The sequence below is a fragment of the Nocardia sp. NPDC049190 genome (genome assembly GCF_040648115.1).
Classification (GTDB): domain Bacteria; phylum Actinomycetota; class Actinomycetes; order Mycobacteriales; family Mycobacteriaceae; genus Nocardia.
Genome location: NZ_JBEZDE010000040.1, coordinates 19,933 through 43,622 on the forward strand (window position 1 = coordinate 19,933; position 23,690 = coordinate 43,622).

Genomic DNA, 23,690 nt, shown 5'->3' on the forward strand with positions numbered 1-23,690 from the left:
CGGGCTTCGCCGAGCCCGATCAGCGGGCCGGGCGCGTCGTGAAGGAAGCTCAGATCACCCAGCAGCCTCAGCCCCTCTTGCGGTGTGCGGCCCCGGACGACTATTGCGGGTCACCCTGGGGCGATAGTTGGGTTGGGCATGAGATAGTCGCGGGCATTGGAGATCGATGCTGCGGTATGGAGCCGGTTCGGAACAGTTCGTCGGAATGCCGGTCCCGTCTTCACGGAAGCCACGTCCGGGGTGTCTCGCGTCTGTCGACCTGTTGTGCGCCGACGATCCGGTGCGGCGGAATCCGGTGGGGGAAAACTATTTCGGTATCGGATGTAGGCGGCGAGGGTCTCCTCCAGGTTGATACCGCCGGGCATGTCCACGGTGTAGATCCACGATCGGTCGGCGTCCGCGAATTCGGTGGCGTTGGTACGCAAGGTCGTATCGACCTTGTCGACATGGTGCCGATCGCCCCGCGCCCAGACGCCGAGCCGATCGGCCACCCGTTCGGCGATCCGCCGCATCACCTCCACGACGCCATCGGTCACCGCATTCGCGCTTCACCCATGCGCATCGGTCGCACCCGAACCATTGCGGTATCAGCGCATCGCACCGGTTGAGGCACGGAGATTACGCGGCGGCCAGGTCTATGGGATTGGTTCCGAACCGACTGGACAAGGCCACAGTGCGTTCCAGCTCGGCGAACGCGCCCTGTGGGTGACGGTGCGCTTCGTCGAGGAACCGGTCGCGCATCCGCGACACGAACTCGAGGCGAGGATAGCTTCCGAGAATCCTGGAAAGATCGTCCCGCGAGATTTCTTCGTGACCGAGTCCCGCGACATCGACAGCCGCGCCGGCCTGAATCAACCGGTACAGCGGAACTTGCTCGGCGACGAGGTTGGTATGCCGCAGAATCGCCTCCTCTACCAGGCGGATTCGATCGGTGTCCCATCCGCGCGGCTGCAGGAAGCGGCCGGCGAGTTCTGCCCCTACCTGACCGAATTCACCGGTGCCGCGGTGGGTGTCGGTGAGTCCGAGGTCGTGGATCATCGCGGCGACGAAGGCTGCTTCGTCGTCGATATCCCGGTCGGGGACCAGGCAACGACCGAACAGGTAGGTGCGGTAGCTGTGATTGAGCAGGTACCTGGGCGCAGCCTCCGCGGCGAGGTCGGCTGCCGCACGGGCGGTCGGCGAATCGGGAATCACGGGAATCATCGAGAACTCCTGAAGTGCGGGGGATATCAACAATCTCGATCGTGTCCCGCCCGCGGGATGGCGGCAAGGACGTTGTTATGTCGGATTCAGCCATACCTTTCCGTCCGAATCTGACATGTTCCTGTCCTTGCGGTCCTGGCCGCGAACCAGAAGACTGTGCCGGTGAGGCCACATCTTGTCGTGATCGCCGCCTTCGACGGAGTCGAGCTCCTCGACGTCGCGGGGCCGATCCAAGTGTTCACGACGGCGAGCCGTCTCCTCCACGCGAATGCTCCCGGCTATCGGACGCTGGTAGCGGGACCGGAGAAGGGTGTCGTCCGATGCGCTGGGGGCACGTGTGTAGTCGCCGAGGCATCCTGGGACGAAGTAGCTCCGCAGATCGACACCTTGATCGTGCCCGGTGGCCTGGCAGTGGGCGCGACGGCACCGGAGGCGCTGGTCGACGAGGCGCTCATCGGCTGGCTGGCGGTGCATGCCCACCAGCCGCCACGCATCGCGTCGGTCTGTGCGGGAGCCCATGCCTTGGCAGCGGCGGGTCTGCTCGATGGACGCCGCGCGACAACACACTGGTCGACTACGTCCCAGTTGGTCGCCGAGCGTCCCGCCGTCCTGGTCGAACCCGACTCCCTTTTCGTCCGGGACGAACACGTCTGGACCTCGGCGGGGGTATCCGCGGGAATAGACCTGGCTCTCGCATTGGTCGCCGCCGACCACGATGCCGAGGTGGCCCGCCGTGTCGCACGCTGGCTGGTGATGTATTTGCGGCGGCCCGGTGGCCAAAGTCAATTCAGTGAACTGCTGGTGCGCTCCACGGCCACCGACGCTCAGATCGCACGTCTGCAGGCGTGGATGCTCGACAATCTCGCCGAGGACCTCGCCAACTCCGTGCTGGCGCGTCGCGTCGGCCTGAGCGTTCGTCACTTCTCGCGAGTGTTCCGCGCACAAGTGGGGGTCGCACCGGCGCGCTATGTGGAGTCGATCCGCGTCGACACGGCAGCGCGCCGGCTCGTGCACACCGGTGACGGACTTCGTTCCATCGCACAGTCTGTCGGATTCGGCTCTGTCGAGACACTGCACCGAGTCTTCAAACAACACTTCGGTGTGGCCCCTGCCGTGTACCGTGAGCGCTTCTCCTGCTGACCGGCGCTACTGGAAAATCCTTGTGTGTCACGACGACCGCTGTCGTGTCCGTCGGATGCGGGTGAGGTCGAACTACGGAACCAGGATGACCGTCTTGCCAGGCCGGGACTTCGGCGAAGACCCGCTCTCGTAGGCAGCCTTACCGGCGGATAGCGGAAACGTCTGAGCAATCGCCACCTCGACTCGATCCGTGGCGAGCAACGTGGCCAGTGCCTCCAGCCTTTCCCGGCGCGTGCGGACTACGAAGAAGACCGCGCGCACGGCATACTTGTCGGCCAGTTCCTGGCTCGGGGGCTCTTGGAGAACGATGAGGCGACCGCCCGGGCGGACCGAGGCATACATCCATTCCGGCACGTCGCCGCCGACCGCGTCGATCGCGACCTCGAACGGTGGTAGATCGAGCGCCTCCGAGTGAGCAGTGGTCACGACGACATCGTCGGCGCCGTGGCGTCTCGCGCGTGCCTCGGCCGACGCCGAGGTCACCGTCACTGTGATAGCTACGCCCATCCCGTGCGCGAACTGTATGAGAAATGCCCCGACCGCCCCGGCACCGCCCCTGATCAGGAGGCGCTGACCAGCAGCCAAGTGCGTCTTGTCGCACAGTGCCTCCCAGGCGGTGAGAGCGGGTAAGGCGGCGGCGGCCGCGGCGAGGTCGGAGACCGCGGTCTCCTTCCGTGCCACGCACGCGGACGGGACGACGACGAATTCGGCCGCTGCCCCATCGCGGTCGAATGGCGCGATCCCGAAGACCGAATCACCTACAGTCAAGTCGATGACACCCGGGCCGACTTCGGCGACCACTCCGGCGAATTCGTGCGACGGGATTACCGGGGTCCGATCGATGCCCTCGGTTTCCCAAGTTTCCGGCCAGCTCAGTTCGGCGAAGGTGATTGCTGCTGCCCGCACAGCGACGCAGATCTCGTCCTGGCCGGGAGTCGGCCGCGGCGCCTGTTCGTACACAAGGCGTTCGGGTCCACCGCGCTCATGCGCGCGCAGTGCCATCATCATCAGAGGTGTCGTGTTCGCGGCGGTCAATTCAGCATCCATCGTCGATCCTCCCTCTGCCCTGGTCGCGGTACCGGACACGAAGAAGACGTCCGGCTTGCGCGCTATCCGATGAGCCTGGCCGCGTACAGCTCTCGCCGCTGCGCCCATCCGGTCGGAAACCACCCGGATCCGGACAGCTGCATCGAGGGCTGTGGTGGGTCGAGTGTTCAGTCCGGTCGGCTGAGTGCCATTGGTGCGGATCGAACGAACCGGACTCGCCGTCTGCACTCAGGACGGTGTCGCTCGACCTGTGGCCGACTCGCCCCGGCGCGCAGTGCGGAATCGGCGCTGGTAGGCAGCGGGCGACAGGTCCAACTCGCGTGCGAAGACCCTGCGCAGGCTCTCGTAGCTGGGAAAGCCCGCACGCTCTGCGGCCTGGGTGGCGGTGTACCCCTGGTCCAAGAGAGCCTTGGCGACGTCGAAGCGGATCGATTCGACATACCTGGCCGGTGTCGTCGAGAGTTCGTCGCGGAACAGACGAGTGAGGTGTCGAGGGCTCAGATTCAAGTGATCGGCAAGCTCGGTCAGGGAATGGCTCGCCGACGGGTCCGCTGTGACGAGATCGACGATCCGGCGCAGTGCCGGCGTACGGGGTGGTGGACCTTGCAAAGGCGCTGAGAACTGCGACTGGCCGCCCGCCCGCTGGAGATAGACGACGAGCGCGCGCGCGACCTCACGAGTGAGGTCCGGGCCGTGGTCCTCCTCGACGAGAGCCAGCGCGAGGTCGATGCCGGCGCTTACCCCCGCCGATGTGTATGTGTTGCCGTCACGGACATATATGGCGTCGGGCTCCACCCTGATCATCGGGTAACGCGCAGCGAGAGTGTGCGCGACCTTCCAATGCGTTGTGGCGCGTCTACCGTCCAGCAGCCCGGCGGCGGCGAGGATGAACGCTCCGGTACAGATGGAGGCGACTCGTTTCGCGCCGACCGAGACGGCGTGTGCGGCATCGACCAGATCTCGCGGTACGGCGGTGCGTGGATAGATTTCGCCGCCTGCAATGAGCAAGGTGTGGGGCGCGGGCTGGACGTCTGGGCCGCTATCGACCGCGATCCGGGTGCCGACCGAGGTGGTGACGTCTGCGCCGGTGGGCGACACCAAGATGACGCGATAGTCGGCGCCGAGCCGGTTCGCCTCTGCGAAGACTTCGGTGGGGCCGGCGATGTCGAGCAGCTTGGCACTGTCGTACACCAGGACTGCGACCCGATGGGCGTCGGCACGTGCCGCGCGGCGGGGCTCGGCGTTGTCCTGATGTGGGTGATTCATGTCCTGGCGGAGGCGGCGTGGACGGGTCGCTCGTCGGCAGTGTGGAGGTCGGACGAATTGTCCGGTTCCACGTGGTCAATACCCGAAGGCGAGCAGTGCATGTCCGAGATTATCGCAGGAGTGGAGATCCCCGAGACCTCCACCGCAGCCGATGCGACCGGTTTCATCAGGGAAAAGGTCACCCCACTTCTGTTCCATCACTCGCGCCGTGTGTTCCTCTTCGGCTCGATTCGTGCTCATGCTCTGGGTCTCGATCCCGACCCCGAGCTTCTCTATCTGGCCGCGCTGTTCCACGACGCGGGGCTGTTGACTCCGTTCTCGGAGGCTGTGCAGCGATTCGAGATCGATGGCGCTGATCATGCCCGAGCCTTCCTGCTCGAGCGTGGCTTTTCCGCGCGGAGCGTCGAAGTCGTCTGGAATGCGATCGCACTGCACACCACGCCGGAGATACCGAGGCGCATGGGCCCGGAGATCGCCGCTACCAATCTCGGTGTGCTTACCGATGCCATCGGTCTGGGACTGAACGAACTCGATCCCGCGATGGTCGACGAGATCACCGCCGCGCACCCGCGCGGTGACTTCAAGAACGAGTTCCTCCAGACCTTCCGCGAAGGACTCGAGCACCGGCCGGATACCACCTACGGCACCGTCAACGCCGACATTCTCGACCACTTCGTCCCCGATTTTCGCCGTACCGGCATGGTCGAGCGCGTCATTGCCTCGCCATGGCCCGCGTGAACTCTTGCCCCGGTACTTCTTGCCCCGGAACCTCAGGACACGGCCGCGTGGTGGTAGTCCGCGGCGGCGAATGCCTTGCCCAGTTCGACCAGGGATTGCGGACTGTCCATCCGCTCCATGATCACCTCGATGAAAATCAGCCGGTCGTTGTCGGTCTCGGCGGTGTCCAGTGCGGCCGCGAGCTCGTCCTCGGTACCGGCGTGGGCAGTGCGGGCCCGACCGTCCGGATCGAAGGCCTCGACCAGTCGGTGGTAGTTCCACTTGGGTATGTCGTTGTAGCTGGCTTGTGGCCCCAGGATGAGGCGTTCGACCGTGTAGCCGTCGTTGTTGATCAGGAAGATGACGGGGTTGAGGTCGTGTCGCAGAATCGTCGACAGTTCTTGCGCGGTCAATTGGAAGGAGCCGTCCCCGATCAGCAGGATGTGGCGGCGGTCCGGTGCCGCGAGCAAGGTGCCCAGCAGAGCCGGAAGGGTGTAGCCGATCGATCCCCACAACGGCTGCCCGACGAAGGTGCAGTCCTTGGGAAAGGCCAGATCGGCGGATCCGAAGTACGACGTGCCCTGTTCGGCGATCACGACGTCACCGGGCGCGAGGAACGCTTGGAGCTGCTCCAGGTATCGAGATTGGACGAGTCGGGTCGAGCCGACGGGCCGGTACGGTGCCCGGCCACGGACGGTCCGGTCGTAATACGACGTGATCTTCGACGGCTTGGGGGTCACCACGGAGGCGAGGGCGCTCATCGCGTCCTTCATGGAGACGTGGGCATGTCGGCTTTCGCCGACGGCTGCTGCCGTCGGATGCAGCGCTATGACCCGGGATGGATCGATCTGCTGGGAGAAGCCGCCGGTGACCGAGTCCGTGAACATGACGCCGACAGTCAAGAGACAGTCGGCCTGTTCGATCGCCCGCTTGACGTCGGGATCGCTGAGCTTTCCGGAGTATCCGCCGATGAGCTGGTCGTGATCTTCGGGGAAGACGCCCTTGGCGTTGCTGAGGCAGGCGACCGGGCAGCCGATCTTTTCGACGAGCTCGCGCAATTGCGCAGCAAGCCCGTATCGGTCGACCTCGTGACCGACCAGTACTGCCGGAGTGTGTGCTGCGCGTAGTCGTTCGCTGGCCTCGTTCTTGAACCGTGCCAGCTCATGAGGCTCGCTGGAGGGCTCGGGGAGAACCAGGGGTTCCGTCGGCGCGTCGATCTGCTGGTAGGCCACGTCCGCGGGAAGCATGAGCTGCACGGGGCGCTTGAACAGCCAGCAGAGCCGCAGCATGCGGTCGATCTCCGAGGCGGCGTTGTCGCGGCTCAGCCACGACTGCGCGACGGTGTACTCGTGCGCGCAGGTCGCGGCATGGGTGAAGTCGCCGTCGCCGACCGTGTGGTGGACCTTCTGGCCCGCGTCCATGACGAAGGTTGCCGGTGTACCGACGATCGACACGACGGGCACGGATTCGGCGAACGCGCCGGCGACACCGTTGAGCGCGCTGAGTTCGCCGACGCTGAACGTTGTGAGAAGCGCGGCGATCCCGTTCAGGCGGCCGTAACCGTCGGCCGCATAGGCGGCGTTGAGCTCGTTGCAGTTCCCGACCCATTCGATACCGTCCATCGTTTCGAGCTGGTCCAGAAACTCCAACTGGTAGTCCCCTGGCACGCCGAAGATGTGGTGTATACCGATCTCTCGCAGTCGAAGCAGGAGATAGTCGCCGACGGTAGACATAGCCATGACGAAGCACCTTTCTCGATAAAGGTATCTTCTTCCGACGGATTTTCGGCAACCCTCATCGGCAAGCCCGGTGAACGGGCGAGCTTTCGGTACGTCGTGGCAGGACGCATATTGATCATAGGTCACCGCGAGATCGGTCGGACCCGACGTCCGGACAGAAAACTCTCGAGGCACATGATGCGGAGCGCGGAGTCGAGTGGAGCGGACCGGTGGTTGCCGTATGCGCCGATCAGACGGAGCTTGATCCGAATTGTGACCTCATCACGAGTGTGATCCGACTTTTCGGGTGGTGGTGGCGACGACGGTGCAGGCTTACCATCAAACGTGTTGGGGACTGTCAACGAAATCGATAATCGGCGAGTGGGGTCAGTGCGACGAACTCCGCCGGAAGAAGGTAATGATGATGACCAACAAAACGCACCGAAATTCCACCTGCCAGCTGCTCACGAAGATCGCGCTCGTCGGAGCCGCGATAGCGATTCCGATGACGGCAGTGACGGTTCCTGCCAACGCCGCACCGGCGTCCGTATCCGATGTGGTGCAGGTCGAGCGACCTGGACCCGGCGGCGGTGGCGGCGGCGGTGGCGGGAGAGGCGAGGATGGCCGCGATCGCGATCGAGGCTGGGGCAACGATGGCTGGGGCGGCGGTGGCTGGGGCGGCGGTGGCTGGGGCGGCGACAACGGCGGTTGGGGCAATGGCGGTTGGGGCGGCGGTGGCTTGGGCAATGGCGGTTGGGGCGGAGGTGGCTCGTTCGGCAGTAGCTGACCGATCCGATCTGCGTGGAATCGATGCGGTCGCCGCGCCGATATGGCCCCGAGCGCTCACGGCGCACGATAGGTGACGCCGGCATTTGTCGGCGTGGAAGGCTTTGAGCAGCTCCGGCCGGTAACCGACCGATCGATTTCGATATCTTCTGTCCGCGGATTCGATGAACAGGGAGACGGTATGGAAATCACCGGCGCGTCGACCGTCCAGGTGGTGCAGCCCGGGGGCGGGGAGTTTGTCCAGATGCCCGGATTGGGTGCGGTTTTCAAGCTTTACAGCCGTGACAACGGCGGTGAAGTGGCCATAGTGGAGCATCCCTTCGAGGTCGGCGCCATCACGGCGGCGCACCGCCATACGCGCGAGGACGAGCACTCGATCGTGCTGGAGGGTGAGATCGGGTTTCGATCCGACGCCGATGAAGTGGTGCTGGGGCCGGGCGGCTATATCACCAAGCCGCGCGGCCAGATGCATGCCATGTGGAACGCCGGCTCGGTGCCCGGCCGAATCATCGAGATCATCACGCCCGGAGGGTTCGAGAACTATTTCCGGGAACTCGGGGAGTTGCTCACCGCCGGCGTCCAGGACGCGGCAGTCGGCGCGCAATTGCACGAGTCGCCCGAATTCAGTGCGCTCGCGCGGAAATACGGCCTGACTTATGGGGTCCCGGACTGGTTCGACGATGTGGTGTCACGCTATGGGTTGCGACCGCCGACCCACTAGACCGCCTGATGCCTCACATCGGAACGAAACATCGAGGAGAACTCGTGACAGAGCGCATCGCGGACGTTCCGATTCCCGACAGCCGCCTGATCGCCGAAGCGACCGCATTGGTGCACGAGTGTGCGCCGCCACTGCTGTTCCATCATTCGCGGCGCGTCTACCTCTTCGGAATGCTGCAAGGACGCAGGCGCGGATTGTCGCCCGACCCCGAGTTGCTCTACGTCGGTGCGATGTTCCACGACCTCGGCCTGACCGACGCGTATCGCACCACCACCCAGCGGTTCGAGCTCGACGGCGCCGACGAGGCCCGCCGCTTCCTCGCCGCACACGGCATCGATGACGACGGCCTGCGCCGAGTGTGGACCGCTATCGCGCTGCACACCACACCGGGCATCCCCGAGCGGATGGAGCCCGAGGTCGCCCTGGTCACCGCGGGCGTGGAAACCGATGTCCTAGGAATCGGATACCACGATCTGGACCCGGCCGACATCCAGGCGGTCGTCGCCGCCCATCCACGCCCCGACTTCAAGCGCCAGATTCTCGCGGCCTTCACCAACGGCTTCGCTGATCGCCCGGACACCACATTCGGGACGGTCAACGCCGATGTTCTCGCTCATTTCGTGCCCGGGTTCACCCGAACCGATTTCGTCGAGGTGATCGAAGGCAATCCCTGGCCCGACTAGGTCGGGCAGGGGAGTGTCGCAATCCGTCACCGACGGGGGCAGGTCGACCGTCGGTGACGGATTGCGCTCGGTAGTTCCGGCCCGTGCAGCCACGGTGGCCTGGCATCTGACGACCACGTCATCCGTCGCTGTCGAGTAGATGTCCGGGTGCGGCCTGTCGCCATGAATCGAGGACGATGGCTGCCAGCTCGTCCCGGTCGTCGAGGGCGGTGAGACGCACCCGGACCCAGGCGTTGCTGACCTCGTGGGTGGCGATCCAGAATTTGTTCGGTTCCGCGACGACGAGTTCGTCGCGGTCGACGATGGGGCAGCGGACCGCCATCGAGGTTTCGGCCTCGGGGAGGGTGAGGAAAAGCTTGCCGGCGACCCGGAAAGTGGGCATCCCCCAAGTGAACTGTTCGGTCGTCTCCGGCAACGAAAGGGCGAGGGCGCGGACGTCGTCCCCAGTGGCGCTCATCCCTCGAATCCTTCCACGCGCCGATCTCGCAGCGCGCGACGTGTGCCCGGCCTACAGCTGCGCCATCAGCGGAACGGCCTCCTCGATCGCGGCGGCCTCGTGCGCGAGCAGAACATCGCCGCCCATTGTCGCGACGATCGGCGTGTAGGGGTCGTCGACGAATTCTTCGCCGAGTAGTTCGCGCAGCACCGCCACACCGCAGTAGGGCACGTAGTGCGGGCTGTACCCGCCTTCCTGCACGAACGCGATCCGGCCCGCGCACACGTCGGCGGCCGTATCCAACATGCGACGGGTGAACTTCTGGAAGCCGGCGCTGGTGACCATTTGACGTGCCAACGGGTCGAGGATGCTCGCGTCGAAGCCGGACGCGACGATGATGAGCTGGGGATCGAAGGAGCGCAGCGCCGGCTCGACCACACGATCGAGGGCGTGCAGATAGGCGGCGTCACCGCTGCCGGGCGGCAGCGGGATGTTGATCGCGTAGCCGTACCCATCGCCTTCGCCGCGTTCCTCGCGGAATCCCGAATTCGGCGGGAAGCACAGATGCTGGTGGATCGAGATGGTCAGGACGGTGGGGTCGGTGTACCAGATGTCCTGGGTTCCGTTGCCGTGGTGGACATCCCAGTCCACGATGGCAACCCGCTCGATGCCGAGGACGGTTTTCGCGTAGGCGGCGGCGACCGACACGTTGTTGAACATGCAGAATCCCATGCCGGTAGCTCGGGTCGCGTGATGTCCGGGCGGATTGACCAGCGCGTAGCCGTTGTCGACGGTGCCTGCCACGATCTGCTTGACGAGTTCGATCGCGCCACCGGCCGACAACGCCGCAATCTCGTATCCGCCCTTGCCGAATGGCGAGCAACCGTCACCGGCATCCCCGCCTTTCGGCTGGAGGCTCTCGGCCTTGATCCGCTCCAGATGTTGTGCGGTGTGCACGCGCAGGATGTCCTCCTCGCCCGCCGGCACCGCCTTGATCGACCGCATCCGGTCGAGCAGGCCCGATACCGCAACCAACTCGTGGAAGCGGCGTTTGGTGTCGGGGTGGGCGAGATGGTGGCTGATGGGTTGTAGGCCCGCAGTGACGTCGGACGGGAACAGGCTGCCGGTACCGGTGTCGACCCATCCGTAGACGGTGTTCCAGACGTACCCAGTCGTCATGGTGGAGCTCCTCATCGCCGGTGGATCGGTCAGCGCGGACCACCCACAGTCAAACCTTGCTGCGTTGAACGCAGCGCTCCCATTAGAGGACACCGGCGACTCCGCCGCAACCGGAAGCAGTGCCGCCGAACACGCACGGGCAACTGGGTATTCGGCGCGGCATCGACCCGGCCGGCCGACCGCCGTCGCGTGGATCAGCGGCGAATCAGCAGCAACAATCCGTCGGTTTGTCGTGACGCACGAACTGAGCGCCGGATTCGGCGAAAGGTTTTGCGACACAACGACCGCTGACGGAGTAGGGGTTCCGGAAACCAGTTCGACGTGCCATCATTTAACGGCACAATATATGGGTGCACGAACGAACCGTGCGGGAGGTTGGTTCGCACCGCCCGTCGCTGCTCTCCTCGAGAGGATTCGTCATGCCAGTGAGCTCAGCGAAATCATCGGACTGGACTTTCGAGCACAAAGGCCTCGAGTGGGTTGCCGACGAGGAACGTCGAGGCGAATCGCGCGCCCTTTTCTGGCCGTGGGCGGGCACGAGCTGCAACGTGATCTTGGTGTCGTTCGGTCCCTACGTGATGGCGCTCGGGCTCGATTGGCATGTCGCAGCACTTGCCGCCGCGGTGGGTGCGATTCTCTCCTTTCTATTGCTCGCCCTGGTGTCGTTGGCCGGCCAACGGGGCGGTGCGGTCACCATGGTGGCCAGCCGTGCGGCGTTCGGGTTCCACGGCAACAAGATCCCGGCCGCGCTCAGCTATCTGGCCTTGGTCGGTTGGGAGACCTTCTCGGCCGTCCTGGCGACCCTCGCGGCGCGCACCGTGGTGCATCGGCTCGACCCGGATCTGGACACCGGACCGATCATGGTCGGCGTCCTTGTCACGGTCATTCTGGTGACCACGGTGGTCGGAATCTATGGCTGCCACGTAATCCTGCGGATCCAGAAGTGGTTCGCCCTCGCCTTCACCGGGCTGTCGATCGGGTACGTCGTGTTGACGCTGCCCAGGATTTCGTTCGCGACGCATGGTCAACTGAGTGTGGGAGCGTTCGTGGGCGGCGTACTGCTCGTCGCCAATGCGCTCGGTCTGAGCTGGGTCAACTGCGCCGCCGACTACACCCGGTATCTCCCGCGCGAGGTCGGCAAACGTGGGGTGGTCGGCTGGATCACATTCGGTGGTGCTGCCCCTGCCATCGTGCTGATGGGATTCGGGACATTGCTGGCAGCGGGTGATCCGGATGTCGCGGCGAGGGCCGCGCACGATCCGGTGAGTGCTCTCTCGGCCCATTTGCCCACCTGGTTTCTGGTGCCGTATCTGATTCTGGCGCTGGTGGGTTTCATGTCGGGCTCTATCATCGGCCTCTACTCTTCGGGGCTGGCGCTGCAGACAGTGGGGGTTCGGATGCCTCGGCATCGCACCGTGCTGATCGACGCGATTCTGATCGCCGTCGTCGGCGGGTATGTGGCTTTCGCCGCACCCGGTTTCTTTGCTCCGTTCCAGGCGTTTCTGACCACGACCGGGGTGGTGATGGCCGCTTGGACCGGTATCTTTCTGGTCGATCTCTGGCAGCGTCGCCATGTCGGGTATGACCGTGGGGCCCTCTACAGCCCGGTCGGTGGCTACGGCAAGGTGAACCGCGCAGGAGTCGGGTGCCTGATCGTCGCGACGATCGTCGGGCTCGGCCTGGTCACCTCGCCCGATCCGCATATCGGCCCGCTACTCGGCTACCTGTTCACCCCGGCCGCTCGCGCCGGCGGTCTGGGCAGTAGCAACCTGGGAGTATTCGTCGCCTTGGTTCTCGCCGTCGTGGGATACGCGGTTGCGCACCGGGTGGTTCCGCGCGTGCGGCCGACTGCGGCCGAGCGGGCCGAGGACCGTAGTGCGGAGCGGGTCGGCGTCACCGCTTCCTGAGCTCTGGCCGGATGACCCCCGGTGAATTGCCGGAAATCGGACAAAGGTTACGCAAGACGCGCATTCACAGCCCGGAATTATCGCGCCCGCGCCGAACCCCGCCGACGATGAACCGGCTTCAAACGACTCGGGCCCGAGGAGACGCTGGCTCGGGTCGCGTCTACCTGCGATGCGGCGAATGTTCGGGGTAGTCGGCCTCGCCGCTTTCGGTGTGACCGCCATCGTCATGATTCTGCGGACGCTGTTCGGGTACGGCACGGAGCCGCGATTATCCGAGGTATCCCAGCGGTGGCCGCGGGCTCGCGCAGTTCGGTCAGTCGTCGAACCAGCCGTCGTCCAAGCCGGGGATGATGTCGTACCAATCGTCGCCCCAACCCCAACCGTGGCCCCAACCCCAACCGTGGCCCCAACCCCAACCGTGGCCGTGGCCCCAGCCGCCGCCCCAATGGCCGCCGGGGCGATCAACCTGTACGACTCCGGATTCGGGCGTCGGTGCGGCCGTGGCGGGAGCCGCCGCCGTCATCGGAACGGCTATCGCGGCGCTCACGAACGCGCCCTTGGCGAGTAACTGGCCTATGGCGATTCGGCGCGTCTTTTCAGTCATTGTCATTACTTTCTTCCGGCGAGGTTCGCCGCGCGGTCATGACCCGCCGATGTGTCGAATTATCGCCCCCGACATATCAGTAATAGGCCGGTATCCATGTCGCGGCGTCATGCGAAGGCGTAAAATTCGCGCTCCGCCCGACAGTCGGCATCGGATAAGTGACCGGCCGGGGAAAAGGCGAATGCCGCTTTCTGTCGCCAAAGGCAATCACGTGCCCGAACAGCTGTGTTAGCCTGCCGTGGTTGGCTCGTGTTCGGTCCGGCTTCCGGTTCCTCCCGCGTACGCGGTAGAGGAAGTTTTCGTCGTGGTCTCGCTGTGAAGTGCCGCTCCGTCCGAGTTGCCGATATCGAGGGATATTTGTCTCGGCGTCGGTGAATCGGCGGCGGCTGACCCTCGAAGGAAAACCGTGTCCAGAATTCCGTGCAGGATTGTGCTCCTGTTGTCCAGCATCATCTCGATGGGGCTGTTCGGCCTGCCCGCGAGTGCTCAACCACTGTATCCCACACCGGATCCTGATCCGTTCTACGCCGCGCCGTCCGATCTCGCGGCGCGGCAACCGGGGGATGTCGTGCGGTTACGCAGGGTCGGCACCGGCCCCTATGTGGGCAGCGAAGGCTGGCAGGTGGCGTTCCGCTCCACCAACTCGACGGGCAATCCGGTCATGGGCGTGACCACGGTCCTGCGCCCGATGGGGGTGCCGAACCCGCCGCTGGTCTCCTACCAGGCGCTGATCAATTCTCTCGGCACCAAATGTCAGCCGTCACGATCGCTGCTCAACGGCGGAATGCCGGAGGAGGACATGGTGGCGGGCGCCATGGTGCCGATCGCGCGCGGCTGGGCGGTATCGATGCCGGACTACCTCGGTCCGACGTCCGCCTACGGCGCAGCCAAGCTCAGCGGCATGATGACGCTGGACAGCATCAAGGCCGTGCGGAAAGCAGCCGACCTCGGTCTGGCCACCTCGCCCGTGGCGATCGCCGGGTACTCCGGCGGCGCCATGGCCACCGTGTGGGCGGCCGCACTGCAGCCCACCTACGCCCCGGATCTCCGACTCACCGCAGCGGTCGCGGGCGGTATTCCCGCCGACCTCGAGGAAATGGCGACGGCGCTCGGCTTCGAGCCGCACCCTGGCTTCGGCTTGGCGTTCGCCGCCGCCATGGGTCTGGAACGGGAATACCCGGACCGGTTGCCGGTTTCCGATCAGCTCAACGAAAACGGCCTGTGGTTCCGGGAATTGACGCACGACGCGTGCCGGAAGTTCCTGCTGTTTCACGGCGCTTTCCGCAGCGCCGAGCAGATGGCGGCGTCCAAGAACCTGATGAACAGCCCGGAGGCGCATGCCGTCTTGCGGGAGAACAGCCTGCGCTACTTCGAGGGCGTTCCGGCCGTGCCGACCTACTTCTGGCAGGCGCGTTTCGACGAACTCACCCACTTCGGTCCGGTCGCCGAGCTAGCTGATCGCTACTGCAAGGCGGGAACTCCGCTGCAGTTCCGCCCGTACGACACCACCGAGCACATGACAGCCGCTGTCACGGGATTCGGCGGTGCGTGGAACTACTTGGAAGCTCGTTTCCGCGGCGAACCGGCACCGACCAGTTGCTGACCGGAAGCAGGTCCCGGGATGCGGTTCGGGACCGGCTTCCGGCATGCTGCTGCGCGAGGAAGTAACTAACCTGATTCTTGTGACACGCGCCGAGCCACTTGCCCGCACCTCCGGCGATTCCAGCGCGGAAGCGGGGTTTCGCCGCCGGCTCCTCGACAGCATGGCTGTCGCGATCCGCGAACGTGGTTACCGCGACTCGACCGTCGCCGACGTGGTTCGGCACGCCCGCACCTCGCGACGCACCTTCTACGAACACTTCACCAGCAAACAGGACTGTTTCCTAACTCTGTTGAACGAGTGGAACACCACGACGATCGAACACATCGACGCGGCCGTCGACCTCCACGCCCCGTGGCGTACGCAAATACGCCAAGCCATCGAGGCATGGATCGGTTTCGCGCAGCAGGATCCCTCGATTCTGCTCAGCTGGATCCGGGTCGGTCCTGCCCTCGGCGATGACGCGCGGCAACTACAGCGTGACACCGGCGACGCGTTCATCGCGCTGATCCAGAAACTCACCGGTACCACGGAATTCGCGGCCGCGGGTCTGCGTCCGCCGTCCCGTCAGGTGGCGACGATCCTCTTCGGCGGCTTCCGCGAACTCATCGCGACTACCGTCGAAGACGGCAATGAGATATCCGACGTCATCGATGTGGCGGTCGAATCCGCGATCGCCCTCGTCGGTCCGCGCGATCGGTGAATGCTCTGGTGCTCGCGGCCCCGGCCTGGAACAGTTGTCGGCGCGGGCACTGCCATCTCGATGCGTTCCGCCGCCGAGACCGATGGCTGAACGCGCGATATCCGTCGATACCGGACGTACGACGGGCGCTAGTCCCAGGACTCGTCGACGTCGAGCGCCCCGGACGGGCAAGCGTCCAAGGCATCCCGCACCGCTGAGTGCCCGCGCTGCGGTCTCGGATCGAGCACCCGCACCCTGCCGTCGCCCTCGTCCTGATCGAAAACCTCCGGCGCGGTCAGCGCGCACATGCCCGAGCCGATACAGCGCTCCCGATCCGCGGAAATTCGCACCTTCGTCATCTCCTTTCACGTCCTTTCACGACCAACGGGTACATCGAATGTGTGCTGAGTAGGGATGAATGACCGGGTACGGCAACCAATTACCGAGGACAGTCATCCGACGGTGCTACCGGGCCGGTTCCGTCCAGGTGACGGGCAGTTCATGGACGCCGTAGATATTCATGTCGGTCCGGAGTTTCACCTCGCCGGCGGGGATGGCGAGCTCGAGGGTCGGGAAGCGACGCAGCAGTCCCGCGAAACCGGCGCGCATCTCGATGCGGGCCAGTTGCTGGCCGAGACATTGGTGGATGCCGTGGCCGAAGGACAGGCGACCGCGGGCCTCGCGGTGGATATCGAGGGTGTCGGGGTTGTCGAAGCGTTGGGGGTCGCGGTTGGCGGCCAGCATCGAGACGATGACGGTCGATCCCTCGCGGATTGTTTCACCGCCGAGTTCGATGTCCGCCGTGGCGTAGCGAAAGAGGATATCGACAACCGACAGGTAGCGCATGAGTTCCTCGACGGCATCGGGCAGCAGGTCCGGGTCGGCACGCAGTTCGGCCAGCTGCTCGGGGTGCTCCAGGAGCGCGAAGGTGCCGAGCGCCAGCATGTTTGCGGTGGTCTCGTGCCCCGCGAACAGCAGTAGGAAGGCCATGCCGGTCAGCTCCTCGATGGTGAGGTCGTCATGGCGGGCCAGGTCGGACAGGATGTCCTGGCCGGGTTCGGCGCGTTTGCGCGTGACCAACTCGGCGAGATAGGTCGTCATTGCGCCGTAGGCGGCGATCTTCTCGTCGAGCTGCTGGTCCTTGACCAAGAACTTGGCGGAGTTGATCTGGAAGTTCTCCCGGTCCGCGTAGGGGACGCCGAGCATTTCGCAGATCACCAGCGAGGGCACCGGGAGCGCGAACTCCTTGACCAGGTCGACCGGTGGGGTAAGGCGCGTCAGTTCGTCCAGTTGCCGTTCGGTGATGTCGATGATCTGCGCTTCGAGCGTTTTCATGCGTTTGACGGTGAACGCGCCCGCGAGCTTGCGCCGCAGCCGGGTGTGGTCGGGCGGGTCCATGGCGATGAACAAGCCGGGCGTCTGCGGCGACGGTTCGGTGGCAGCCAGCATGTTCGGGGTCTCGTACGGGATGTGCAGAATGCCGATGTCCTGGCGCGAGCTGAACCGGATGTCGGCCATGAGCTGGCGGACCACGTCGTAGCCGGTGACGAGCCAGCCCTCGTGACCGTCGGGGAAGACCATGGGACTGACCGGGCGGGCCTCGCGCAGCTGGGTGATCCGACGGGGCGGATCGAAGGGGCCCGCATCACGCTCGAGGGGGAGGCCGTGCGGGATGGAAATGGTGGGATTCATCGGACTTCCTTTTGTGGCGGTTGGTGCTGCCACAGTCGCCGACGGGCCTGACATTCGACTGACACCGCCCTGACACCGACCATGCCGAAGCCATGGTCGGCCGGCTCGCCCGAGGACGAACCGACTGCTCCGAGACCGGCGGACACCTGAACCGGTCAGGGGCACTGTGACGTTCGACGCAGCCCCGGCCGCCACACAGGACAACCGGCCGGCGGCACGACCATCGACCACCAGCTGCTTCTACCAGGCCAGGGGCGAGTGCCTCGGCGGCTTTCCGCGCGGCGTCAGCAGTCGGCGGCCTGCTGATCACCCATGGCAGGATCAGCCGGGTGAAGATCGGGATGCTTGGACCATTCGAGGTTCGCACGGACGATGGCGTCGTCGTCGACGTGCCGGGCTCTCGGCTGCGCGCGGTGTTGATCGCGCTCGCGCTCGAACCGGGTCACGCGGTCCCGAAGGCGACGCTCATCGACTGGATCTGGGGTGAGCATCCGCCCTCCGACGCGGCGAATGCCTTGCAGCGCTTGGTTTCCCGGCTGCGGAAGCTGCTGCCGGATGGGTCGGTCGAGGGGCAGGCGGACGGCTACCGATTGCGGGTGGAATCCGACGCTGTCGACGCCGTGCGGTTCGAACGCCTCGTCGTGCAGGCCCGTGATGACGAGGATCCTCGGAGAGTTCGGCGGCTCCGCGAGGCCCTCGCGTTGTGGCGTGGTGCGGCCATGCAGGACATCGGTCTGCAGGAGAGCGCGGCGTTCGACGCGGTGGTCACCCGGCTCGAAGGATTACGGCTGACCGCCATGGAGGATCGGTTCGATGCCGAACTCGGCCTCGGTAACGGTGCGGAGCTGGTCACGGAACTGACCGATGTGGTGGCGCTGCATCCGGTGCGAGAACGGCTGGTCGCGGCCTTGATGCGCGCCCTCGCGGCGACCGGTCGGGACACCGAGGCGCTGCTGGTGTACGAGCGCACGAGAGTAACGCTGGCCGACACGCTGGGCGTCGATCCCGCACCGGACCTGTCCGCGGTGCACGTCGCGCTGCTGCGCGGCGAGTTGGGACGGCGGGAGGAGAACCGCACGACCAACTTGCGTGCTGAACTGACCAGTTTCGTCGGCAAAGACGCTGATCTCGCCGAGGTGCGCGAACTCAATGCCGAACATCGGCTCACGACCCTGATCGGGCCGGGGGGCTCGGGCAAGACCAGGTTGGCGACGGAGACCGCGCGCACCCTGCTCGGCGACCTGCCGGACGGGGCCTGGCTGGTCGAACTCGCGGCCATCGGCGCCGACGGTGACGTGGCGCAAGCGACGCTCGCGGCGCTCGGCCTGCGGGATGCGCTGCTCGGTGCGGCGCCGGACGCGGAGCCGACGGACCGGCTCATCGCCGCGGTCCGTGAGCGGACGATGTTGCTGATTCTGGACAACTGCGAGCACGTGATCGAGTCCGCCGCGACCTTCGCCCATCGAGTGCTCGGCGAGTGCCGGCGGCTGCGGATCCTCGCGACGAGCAGGGAACCCCTCGGCATCACCGGCGAGGCGCTATGGCCGGTCCTACCGCTGGCCTTGCCGAAGGCGGACGCCGGCCCCGGCGACATCGAGTCCGCTCCAGCCGTCCGATTGCTGCGGGATCGAGCCGGCGCGGTGCGCAAGGATTTGGCGACCGACGCGCACACCTTGTCGACGTTGGCGCGTGTCTGCCGGGCGATGGACGGGATGCCACTGGCTATCGAACTCGCCGCGGCCAGGTTGCGCACCATGTCCCTCGATCAGCTCGCCCACCGGCTCGACGACCGGTTCCGGCTACTGACCGGCGGCAGCCGGACCGCGCTGCCGCGGCACCGAACACTGCGCGCGGTGATCGACTGGAGCTGGGAACTGCTCAGCGACGCCGAACGGATGGTGCTGCGCAGGCTCTCGATGTTCGCGGGCGGGGCGAGCCTGGAAGCGGCCGAGCGGGTCTGCGCCGGCGATGCGGTCGAGACGGGTCAGGTGCTCGAGTTGCTGACCGCGTTGACCGAGAAATCGCTGGTGCTCACCGAGGGCGACCGGGCACCGCGCTACCGGATGCTCGGCACGATCAAGCAGTACGCCGAGCAGCGGCTCGCCGAGGCGGGGGAATCGGATCCGACGCGCCGAGCGCATCTCGGATATTTCACCGAACTCGCCGAACTCGCTGATCCGCATCTGCGCCGCGCCGAGCAACTGGCATGGCTCGCCACGCTCGAGGCCGAGCACGACAACATCGGTGCCGCGATGCGCGGCGCCCTCGCGGCCGGCGAGGCAGCCGGGGCGATGCGGCTCGCCGCTGCCGCCGGCTGGTACTGGTGGCTAGGCGGGCACAAGGCGGAGGGCAACGAGCTGATCATGGCGGCCACCGCCGTGCCCGGCGAGGTGGCCGACGAGATCCAAGCCTTGGTGTACGCGTTCGTCGTGCACTTCGTGACCTCCGGGCCGCAGAATGACCAGTACCAGGCGCAGGAGTGGATCCGCAAAGCGTATGACATCAGTCGGCGAGTTCAGAGTCGTCACCCGGTGCTGCGGTTCGCGGCCCCACTGGAGAGCATGTTGCGAGGGCCGGAGGTGTCTCTGCCCGCGTGGGAAGCACTACTGGTCGACGAGGACCCCTGGGTGCGCGCCCTGGGCCGACTGCAGCTCGGCAAAATGCGGATCCAGCTCGGGCAGGGCGGCCGAGATGCGGACGCCTGCCTCGAGACGGCGCTGACCGAGTTTCGGGCACTCGGCGAACGCTGGGGGATCTCGTTCGCCCTGACCGAGCTGGCGAATCGAATCGCGATGCGTGGCGAATTCGCCAGTGCGTGCCGGCACTACGAACAGGCGATCGCGGTCGTCACCGAGGTCGGCGCCATCGAGGATGTCGTGTCGATGCGGTCGCGGCAGGCCCAGTTGTACTGGCTGCTGGGCGATGCGGAGTCGAGCGCGACTGCCATGGCCGAGGCGCAACGGTCCGCGGAACGAGTCGCCTGGCCGAACGCGCTGGCCGAGTTGGCGCTGTCGAAGGCGGAGCTCGCCCGCTGGAGTGGCGATGCCGAGCAGGCACGCCGGCAACTCGACGTCGCGTCAGCCATGCTGGGCGATGACGCCGAGCGGGCGATAGTCCGCGCGGTGATTCATGACCTGCTCGGTTACCTCACCGAGAATCTCGACGAAGTCCGTGCCCACCGCGTCGCGGCAGTCCAGGCGGCGGCCGAGTCCGGGCACGCACCCTTGCTCGCGCAGGTGCTCGTCGGCGTCGCGGATCTGGCACTGCGCGACCACCGGTACGAACAGGCTGCGCGGCTGCTCGCGGCGAGCGTCGGCGTGCGCGGTCTGTCGGATCGCTCCCAACCGGATGTCGCGCGGATCGAGCAGGCCGCGCGGAGCCGCCTCGGCGACGCGGAGTTCGCGGAGGCGGCTCGGGAGGGCACGGAGACGAGTTGGAGTCAGCTGGTGTCGGTCACGCTCGCTTCGTGAACGTCGAACGCGCCCACAGATACCCGATGAGAGCGACCCCGACGCACCAGGCGATGGCGGTGATGGCCGCGCCGGTGTCCGGTGCGCCATTGAGCGACCCACGCATGGTTTCGATGATCGGCGTGAAGGGCTGATACTGCGCGAACTGCCGCAGGCCCGGCCCCATCTTCTCCGCCGGCACGATCGCGCTGCTGAAGAACGGCAGCATGACCAGCGGCACGGAGGCCAGACCCGCCGTTTCCGGAGACTTGGCCGCCAATCCCAACGCGACCGTGAGCCAGCCTGCCGCGACACCGAGCAGTACGACGATGCCGGCGACGCCGAGCCAGTCGAGAAAGCTCGCCGCCGGACTGAATCCCAGCAGGAAGGCCACTGCGACAAGGGCCGCAATGGCGACCAGATTGGTCAACACGCTGGCTACGACGTGACCGGTCAACACCGCACCACGGGACACGTCCATGACCTTGAACCGGTTGATGATTCCGTTCGTCATGTCGGAGTTCACCGCTGTCGCGGTGGCGCCCAGCCCATAACAGACCGCGAGCAGAATCAGCCCCGGCGTCGCGTAGTCGATGTAGTCGACACCGACGTCGAAAGCGTCGCCGAACATGTACACGAACATCAACATGATGATGATCGGCATGAGGACCGCGTTGAACACCGAGGTCGGGTTCCGGGCGATGTGTTTGAAGTTGCGGCGCAACATGACCAGGGCATGGGATTTGTCGCTCATTTCGCGACCTCCTCCGTGTTGTGGCCCGTCAGGGCGAGGAAAACGTCGTCGAGGTCGGGAGTGTGCACCGAGAACTCGTCGGCGCGCAGTGCGTACTCGTCGAGCCGGTCCAACAGAGCCCGCAGCGAGGTCGTCCCGCCGTCACCGGGTACCCGCAGGATCAGTGCCTCGTCGTCCCGCGTGGCGTCGGGGAACAGCCGTGCGGCCGCATCGAGTGCCGCGACAGTGGCGAATCGGAGCCGCACGTGCGTCCCGGGGATCTGGCGCTTGAGGTCGTCGGGGGTGCCCTGGGCGACCAGGCGGCCCTGGTCCAGCACTGCGATGCGGTCGGCCAGTTGATCGGCTTCCTCGAGGTACTGGGTGGTGAGGAAGATGGTCACACCATCGGCCACCAGATCGCGGACGATCGACCACATCGTGCGGCGGCTGCGCGGATCGAGTCCCGTCGTCGGCTCGTCCAGGAAAATGATCCGTGGGTTGCCGACGAGCGTCATCGCCAGGTCGAGCTTCCGGCGCATACCGCCGGAGTAGGTCGATGCGGGCTGCTGCGCGGACTCGGCCAGATCGAAGCGTTCCAGCAGGTCGGTGACGATCCGCTTGCCAGCTGTGGCACGACCCCGGGTGAGGTCGACCATCAACTGCAGATTCTCCCGCCCCGTCAGCAGCTCGTCCACCGCCGCGAACTGGCCGGTGACCCCGATCGCCGCGCGCACCGCCTCGGCCTCGGTCGCGACGTCATGGCCGGCAACGTGGACCGATCCGCTGTCGGCCCTCGTCAGCGTGCTGAGCACGTTCACCGTCGTCGTCTTCCCCGCCCCATTCGGACCGAGCAGGGAGAAAACCGTACCCGCATGAACATCTAGATCGATGCCATCGAGCACAATTTTGTCCCCGTATGTCTTCCGCAGCCCTGAAACCGCGATCGCTGAATCTTTCACCCGACCACCATCGGCGCCCGGCCTGACACGTACCTGTCACGCCCCTGACACGCCCACTGACGCTCTGGCGCGACGAGCTGACACAGGCCTTGCTCAGCAGAGCCGCATACGTCCAACGGGTACGCGCCGTGACGTTGTTACCGACTACTGGATCGAATCGAGGAATTGGTCGAGCACGTGGAAGAACAAAAGTGGTTCGTCGAGTTGGGGAAAATGGCCTGCGTTGGGAAATATCTCGATGCGACTGTGCGGTACTTCGCGGCGCAGGTTGCCGGCATGTGCGGCGGGAATCATTCTGTCCCTGCCGCCCCAGACCAACAGTGATGGAATCGATTCGAACTTCGCGAGATGCTGCGTGGCGCTGACCGTCTGCCCACGCAGTCCCACGACCGCGCGGGTGGATGCCAGAAACGCCGCTTTGGACGACTTGTCCGACATGGTCTCGAGCGTCCGCCACGTTTCGGTGGCGCCGCGACTCGGCTGCAGCGGAAAACCGAGACGTCCCAGCCGTCTGAGCGCGGCCTCGGTGTTGCGCCGTAGCCAGGTGGAGGCCAGTACCGGCAGCACCACTTCACTGCCCGGCAAGGTGGCTGCTTTGAGCAGCAAGCTCACCTCCGGCCCGAGGCCCCCGCTGCTGACCAGACACAGCCCGTCGACCCGCTCCGGAAAGAGGTACAACAGTTGCATCACGATGCCGCCACCGAGGGAATGCCCGACAAACGCTGCCGTGGGAATCTCCAGATGATCCATCAGGTCACGGAGCGTGGCGGCGTGCGAACTCAGTGAGTAGTCGCCGGCGGGTTTGTCCGACTCCCCGTGCCCGAACAGATCGGGTGCCACCACCCGATGTTTCTTGGCGAGCATCCTGATCTGTGGCGTCCAGGACTCGTGCGAGCCGAGCAAGCCGTGCACCAAGACCACCGCGGGCCCGGCGCCGACGTCGACGAACCGGAGGACGTCGTTGTGCAGGACCACGGACTCGAGTTCGTGAAGCGGCATCTTGCCCTCCGTCGCTGTTCGACCAGTCGAGCATCCGGATCGGATCGCCCCGCTGCCCCGGTCGCGACTTCCACCGCAAGAGACCACTCGCCGTCGTGAAAAGCGTGCGCAACCGACGCCCGAAAGGCAGATGAATATTCTCTCAGCAGGACCGATAGTCGTGTACGCG

The 23,690-nt window shown here is 65.7% G+C and carries 22 protein-coding genes; 9 read left to right on the top strand and 13 right to left on the bottom strand.

Annotation, left to right across the window (positions count from 1 at the left end; translation table 11 throughout):
- Nucleotides 1-110: 110 nt before the first annotated feature.
- Entirely contained in the window at nt 111-536 is a 426-nt protein-coding gene (locus tag AB0B25_RS26495) for a hypothetical protein (RefSeq protein WP_357184737.1), read from the bottom strand.
- An 82-nt stretch (nt 537-618) separates the two neighbouring features.
- Complete coding sequence (locus AB0B25_RS26500; protein ID WP_357184740.1) at nt 619-1,203, bottom strand: HD domain-containing protein; 585 nt, start codon at nt 1,201-1,203, stop codon at nt 619-621.
- A 162-nt stretch (nt 1,204-1,365) separates the two neighbouring features.
- Here AB0B25_RS26500 and AB0B25_RS26505 point away from each other — a divergent pair, with 162 nt between their 5' ends.
- A complete protein-coding gene (locus tag AB0B25_RS26505; RefSeq protein WP_357184743.1) occupies nt 1,366-2,343 on the top strand; it encodes a DJ-1/PfpI family protein in 978 nt (325 codons plus the stop codon).
- A gap of 72 nt (nt 2,344-2,415) precedes the next feature.
- Here the strand turns inward: AB0B25_RS26505 and AB0B25_RS26510 are convergent, their stop codons facing one another.
- Both AB0B25_RS26510 and AB0B25_RS26515 read right to left on the bottom strand, forming a co-directional pair.
- A complete protein-coding gene (locus AB0B25_RS26510; RefSeq protein ID WP_357184746.1) occupies nt 2,416-3,390 on the bottom strand; it encodes an NADP-dependent oxidoreductase in 975 nt (324 codons plus the stop codon).
- Nucleotides 3,391-3,618: 228 nt separating this feature from the next.
- Nucleotides 3,619-4,656 carry a GlxA family transcriptional regulator gene (locus AB0B25_RS26515; RefSeq protein WP_357184748.1) on the bottom strand — a complete coding sequence of 346 codons (1,038 nt, stop codon included), beginning with the start codon at nt 4,654-4,656 and terminating at the stop codon, nt 3,619-3,621.
- 99 nt (nt 4,657-4,755) lie between these two features.
- Here AB0B25_RS26515 and AB0B25_RS26520 point away from each other — a divergent pair, with 99 nt between their 5' ends.
- The gene (locus AB0B25_RS26520) at nt 4,756-5,394 is read left to right on the top strand and encodes an HD domain-containing protein (protein ID WP_357184751.1); all 639 of its coding nucleotides are present in this window, start codon (nt 4,756-4,758) and stop codon (nt 5,392-5,394) included.
- 32 nt (nt 5,395-5,426) lie between these two features.
- Here the strand turns inward: AB0B25_RS26520 and AB0B25_RS26525 are convergent, their stop codons facing one another.
- Entirely contained in the window at nt 5,427-7,112 is a 1,686-nt protein-coding gene (locus AB0B25_RS26525; RefSeq protein WP_357184754.1) for an alpha-keto acid decarboxylase family protein, read from the bottom strand.
- Between the two features lie 403 nt (nt 7,113-7,515).
- Here AB0B25_RS26525 and AB0B25_RS26530 point away from each other — a divergent pair, with 403 nt between their 5' ends.
- From AB0B25_RS26530 to AB0B25_RS26540, 3 genes are all read left to right on the top strand, one after another.
- Entirely contained in the window at nt 7,516-7,878 is a 363-nt protein-coding gene (locus tag AB0B25_RS26530) for a hypothetical protein (protein WP_357184757.1), read from the top strand.
- 180 nt (nt 7,879-8,058) lie between these two features.
- Nucleotides 8,059-8,598, top strand: coding sequence for a cupin domain-containing protein (locus AB0B25_RS26535; RefSeq protein WP_357184760.1), 540 nt, complete (start codon nt 8,059-8,061; stop codon nt 8,596-8,598).
- A 44-nt stretch (nt 8,599-8,642) separates the two neighbouring features.
- Entirely contained in the window at nt 8,643-9,281 is a 639-nt protein-coding gene (locus tag AB0B25_RS26540) for an HD domain-containing protein (protein WP_357184763.1), read from the top strand.
- Nucleotides 9,282-9,399: 118 nt separating this feature from the next.
- Here AB0B25_RS26540 and AB0B25_RS26545 read toward each other — a convergent pair whose 3' ends face one another.
- Together AB0B25_RS26545 and AB0B25_RS26550 are read right to left on the bottom strand one after the other, a co-directional pair.
- The gene (locus AB0B25_RS26545) at nt 9,400-9,738 is read right to left on the bottom strand and encodes an MmcQ/YjbR family DNA-binding protein (protein ID WP_357184766.1); all 339 of its coding nucleotides are present in this window, start codon (nt 9,736-9,738) and stop codon (nt 9,400-9,402) included.
- A 51-nt stretch (nt 9,739-9,789) separates the two neighbouring features.
- Nucleotides 9,790-10,896, bottom strand: coding sequence for a class II histone deacetylase (locus tag AB0B25_RS26550; protein ID WP_357184769.1), 1,107 nt, complete (start codon nt 10,894-10,896; stop codon nt 9,790-9,792).
- A gap of 419 nt (nt 10,897-11,315) precedes the next feature.
- Here AB0B25_RS26550 and AB0B25_RS26555 point away from each other — a divergent pair, with 419 nt between their 5' ends.
- Complete coding sequence (locus tag AB0B25_RS26555) at nt 11,316-12,803, top strand: cytosine permease (RefSeq protein ID WP_357184772.1); 1,488 nt, start codon at nt 11,316-11,318, stop codon at nt 12,801-12,803.
- A gap of 313 nt (nt 12,804-13,116) precedes the next feature.
- On the opposite strand, the gene AB0B25_RS26560 is transcribed toward AB0B25_RS26555, so the two are convergent.
- Nucleotides 13,117-13,407, bottom strand: coding sequence for a hypothetical protein (locus AB0B25_RS26560; RefSeq protein ID WP_357184775.1), 291 nt, complete (start codon nt 13,405-13,407; stop codon nt 13,117-13,119).
- A gap of 457 nt (nt 13,408-13,864) precedes the next feature.
- On the opposite strand from AB0B25_RS26560, the gene AB0B25_RS26565 reads away from it, so the two are divergent.
- Together AB0B25_RS26565 and AB0B25_RS26570 are read left to right on the top strand one after the other, a co-directional pair.
- On the top strand, nt 13,865-15,010 hold the full coding sequence (locus AB0B25_RS26565; protein WP_357184829.1) for a lipase family protein: 1,146 nt from the start codon (nt 13,865-13,867) through the stop codon (nt 15,008-15,010).
- Between the two features lie 79 nt (nt 15,011-15,089).
- Nucleotides 15,090-15,710: a TetR/AcrR family transcriptional regulator gene (locus AB0B25_RS26570; protein WP_357184778.1), complete on the top strand. Its 621-nt coding sequence runs from the start codon at nt 15,090-15,092 to the stop codon at nt 15,708-15,710.
- A gap of 128 nt (nt 15,711-15,838) precedes the next feature.
- Here AB0B25_RS26570 and AB0B25_RS26575 read toward each other — a convergent pair whose 3' ends face one another.
- Both AB0B25_RS26575 and AB0B25_RS26580 read right to left on the bottom strand, forming a co-directional pair.
- Entirely contained in the window at nt 15,839-16,048 is a 210-nt protein-coding gene (locus AB0B25_RS26575) for a ferredoxin (protein WP_357184780.1), read from the bottom strand.
- Nucleotides 16,049-16,154: 106 nt separating this feature from the next.
- Nucleotides 16,155-17,381 (bottom strand): cytochrome P450, encoded by a 1,227-nt coding sequence (locus AB0B25_RS26580; RefSeq protein WP_357184782.1) that lies wholly within the window; start codon nt 17,379-17,381, stop codon nt 16,155-16,157.
- Between the two features lie 329 nt (nt 17,382-17,710).
- Here AB0B25_RS26580 and AB0B25_RS26585 point away from each other — a divergent pair, with 329 nt between their 5' ends.
- Complete coding sequence (locus AB0B25_RS26585; RefSeq protein ID WP_357184785.1) at nt 17,711-20,851, top strand: BTAD domain-containing putative transcriptional regulator; 3,141 nt, start codon at nt 17,711-17,713, stop codon at nt 20,849-20,851.
- Here the strand turns inward: AB0B25_RS26585 and AB0B25_RS26590 are convergent.
- The 3 genes from AB0B25_RS26590 to AB0B25_RS26600 form a co-directional block, all read right to left on the bottom strand.
- Nucleotides 20,835-21,584, bottom strand: coding sequence for an ABC transporter permease (locus AB0B25_RS26590; protein ID WP_357184788.1), 750 nt, complete (start codon nt 21,582-21,584; stop codon nt 20,835-20,837). The genes AB0B25_RS26585 and AB0B25_RS26590 overlap by 17 nt on opposite strands.
- Nucleotides 21,581-22,522 (bottom strand): ATP-binding cassette domain-containing protein, encoded by a 942-nt coding sequence (locus tag AB0B25_RS26595; protein ID WP_357184791.1) that lies wholly within the window; start codon nt 22,520-22,522, stop codon nt 21,581-21,583. Before AB0B25_RS26595 ends, AB0B25_RS26590 begins: the two co-directional genes overlap by 4 nt.
- Before the next feature lie 144 nt (nt 22,523-22,666).
- Nucleotides 22,667-23,521, bottom strand: coding sequence for an alpha/beta fold hydrolase (locus AB0B25_RS26600; protein ID WP_357184794.1), 855 nt, complete (start codon nt 23,519-23,521; stop codon nt 22,667-22,669).
- Between the last annotated feature and the right edge of the window lie 169 nt (nt 23,522-23,690).

Bases quoted from the DNA above. Each gene is read 5' to 3' on its own strand.
- AB0B25_RS26500 (WP_357184740.1), bottom strand. From the start codon at position 1,203: ATGATTCCCGTGATTCCCGATTCGCCGACCGCCCGTGCGGCAGCCGAC.
- AB0B25_RS26510 (WP_357184746.1), bottom strand. From the start codon at position 3,390: ATGGATGCTGAATTGACCGCCGCGAACACGACACCTCTGATGATGATG.
- AB0B25_RS26515 (WP_357184748.1), bottom strand. From the start codon at position 4,656: ATGAATCACCCACATCAGGACAACGCCGAGCCCCGCCGCGCGGCACGT.
- AB0B25_RS26520 (WP_357184751.1), top strand. From the start codon at position 4,756: ATGTCCGAGATTATCGCAGGAGTGGAGATCCCCGAGACCTCCACCGCA.
- AB0B25_RS26525 (WP_357184754.1), bottom strand. From the start codon at position 7,112: ATGGCTATGTCTACCGTCGGCGACTATCTCCTGCTTCGACTGCGAGAG.
- AB0B25_RS26530 (WP_357184757.1), top strand. From the start codon at position 7,516: ATGACCAACAAAACGCACCGAAATTCCACCTGCCAGCTGCTCACGAAG.
- AB0B25_RS26535 (WP_357184760.1), top strand. From the start codon at position 8,059: ATGGAAATCACCGGCGCGTCGACCGTCCAGGTGGTGCAGCCCGGGGGC.
- AB0B25_RS26545 (WP_357184766.1), bottom strand. From the start codon at position 9,738: ATGAGCGCCACTGGGGACGACGTCCGCGCCCTCGCCCTTTCGTTGCCG.
- AB0B25_RS26550 (WP_357184769.1), bottom strand. From the start codon at position 10,896: ATGACGACTGGGTACGTCTGGAACACCGTCTACGGATGGGTCGACACC.
- AB0B25_RS26555 (WP_357184772.1), top strand. From the start codon at position 11,316: ATGCCAGTGAGCTCAGCGAAATCATCGGACTGGACTTTCGAGCACAAA.
- AB0B25_RS26560 (WP_357184775.1), bottom strand. From the start codon at position 13,407: ATGACTGAAAAGACGCGCCGAATCGCCATAGGCCAGTTACTCGCCAAG.
- AB0B25_RS26565 (WP_357184829.1), top strand. From the start codon at position 13,865: ATGGGGCTGTTCGGCCTGCCCGCGAGTGCTCAACCACTGTATCCCACA.
- AB0B25_RS26575 (WP_357184780.1), bottom strand. From the start codon at position 16,048: ATGACGAAGGTGCGAATTTCCGCGGATCGGGAGCGCTGTATCGGCTCG.
- AB0B25_RS26580 (WP_357184782.1), bottom strand. From the start codon at position 17,381: ATGAATCCCACCATTTCCATCCCGCACGGCCTCCCCCTCGAGCGTGAT.
- AB0B25_RS26590 (WP_357184788.1), bottom strand. From the start codon at position 21,584: ATGAGCGACAAATCCCATGCCCTGGTCATGTTGCGCCGCAACTTCAAA.
- AB0B25_RS26600 (WP_357184794.1), bottom strand. From the start codon at position 23,521: ATGCCGCTTCACGAACTCGAGTCCGTGGTCCTGCACAACGACGTCCTC.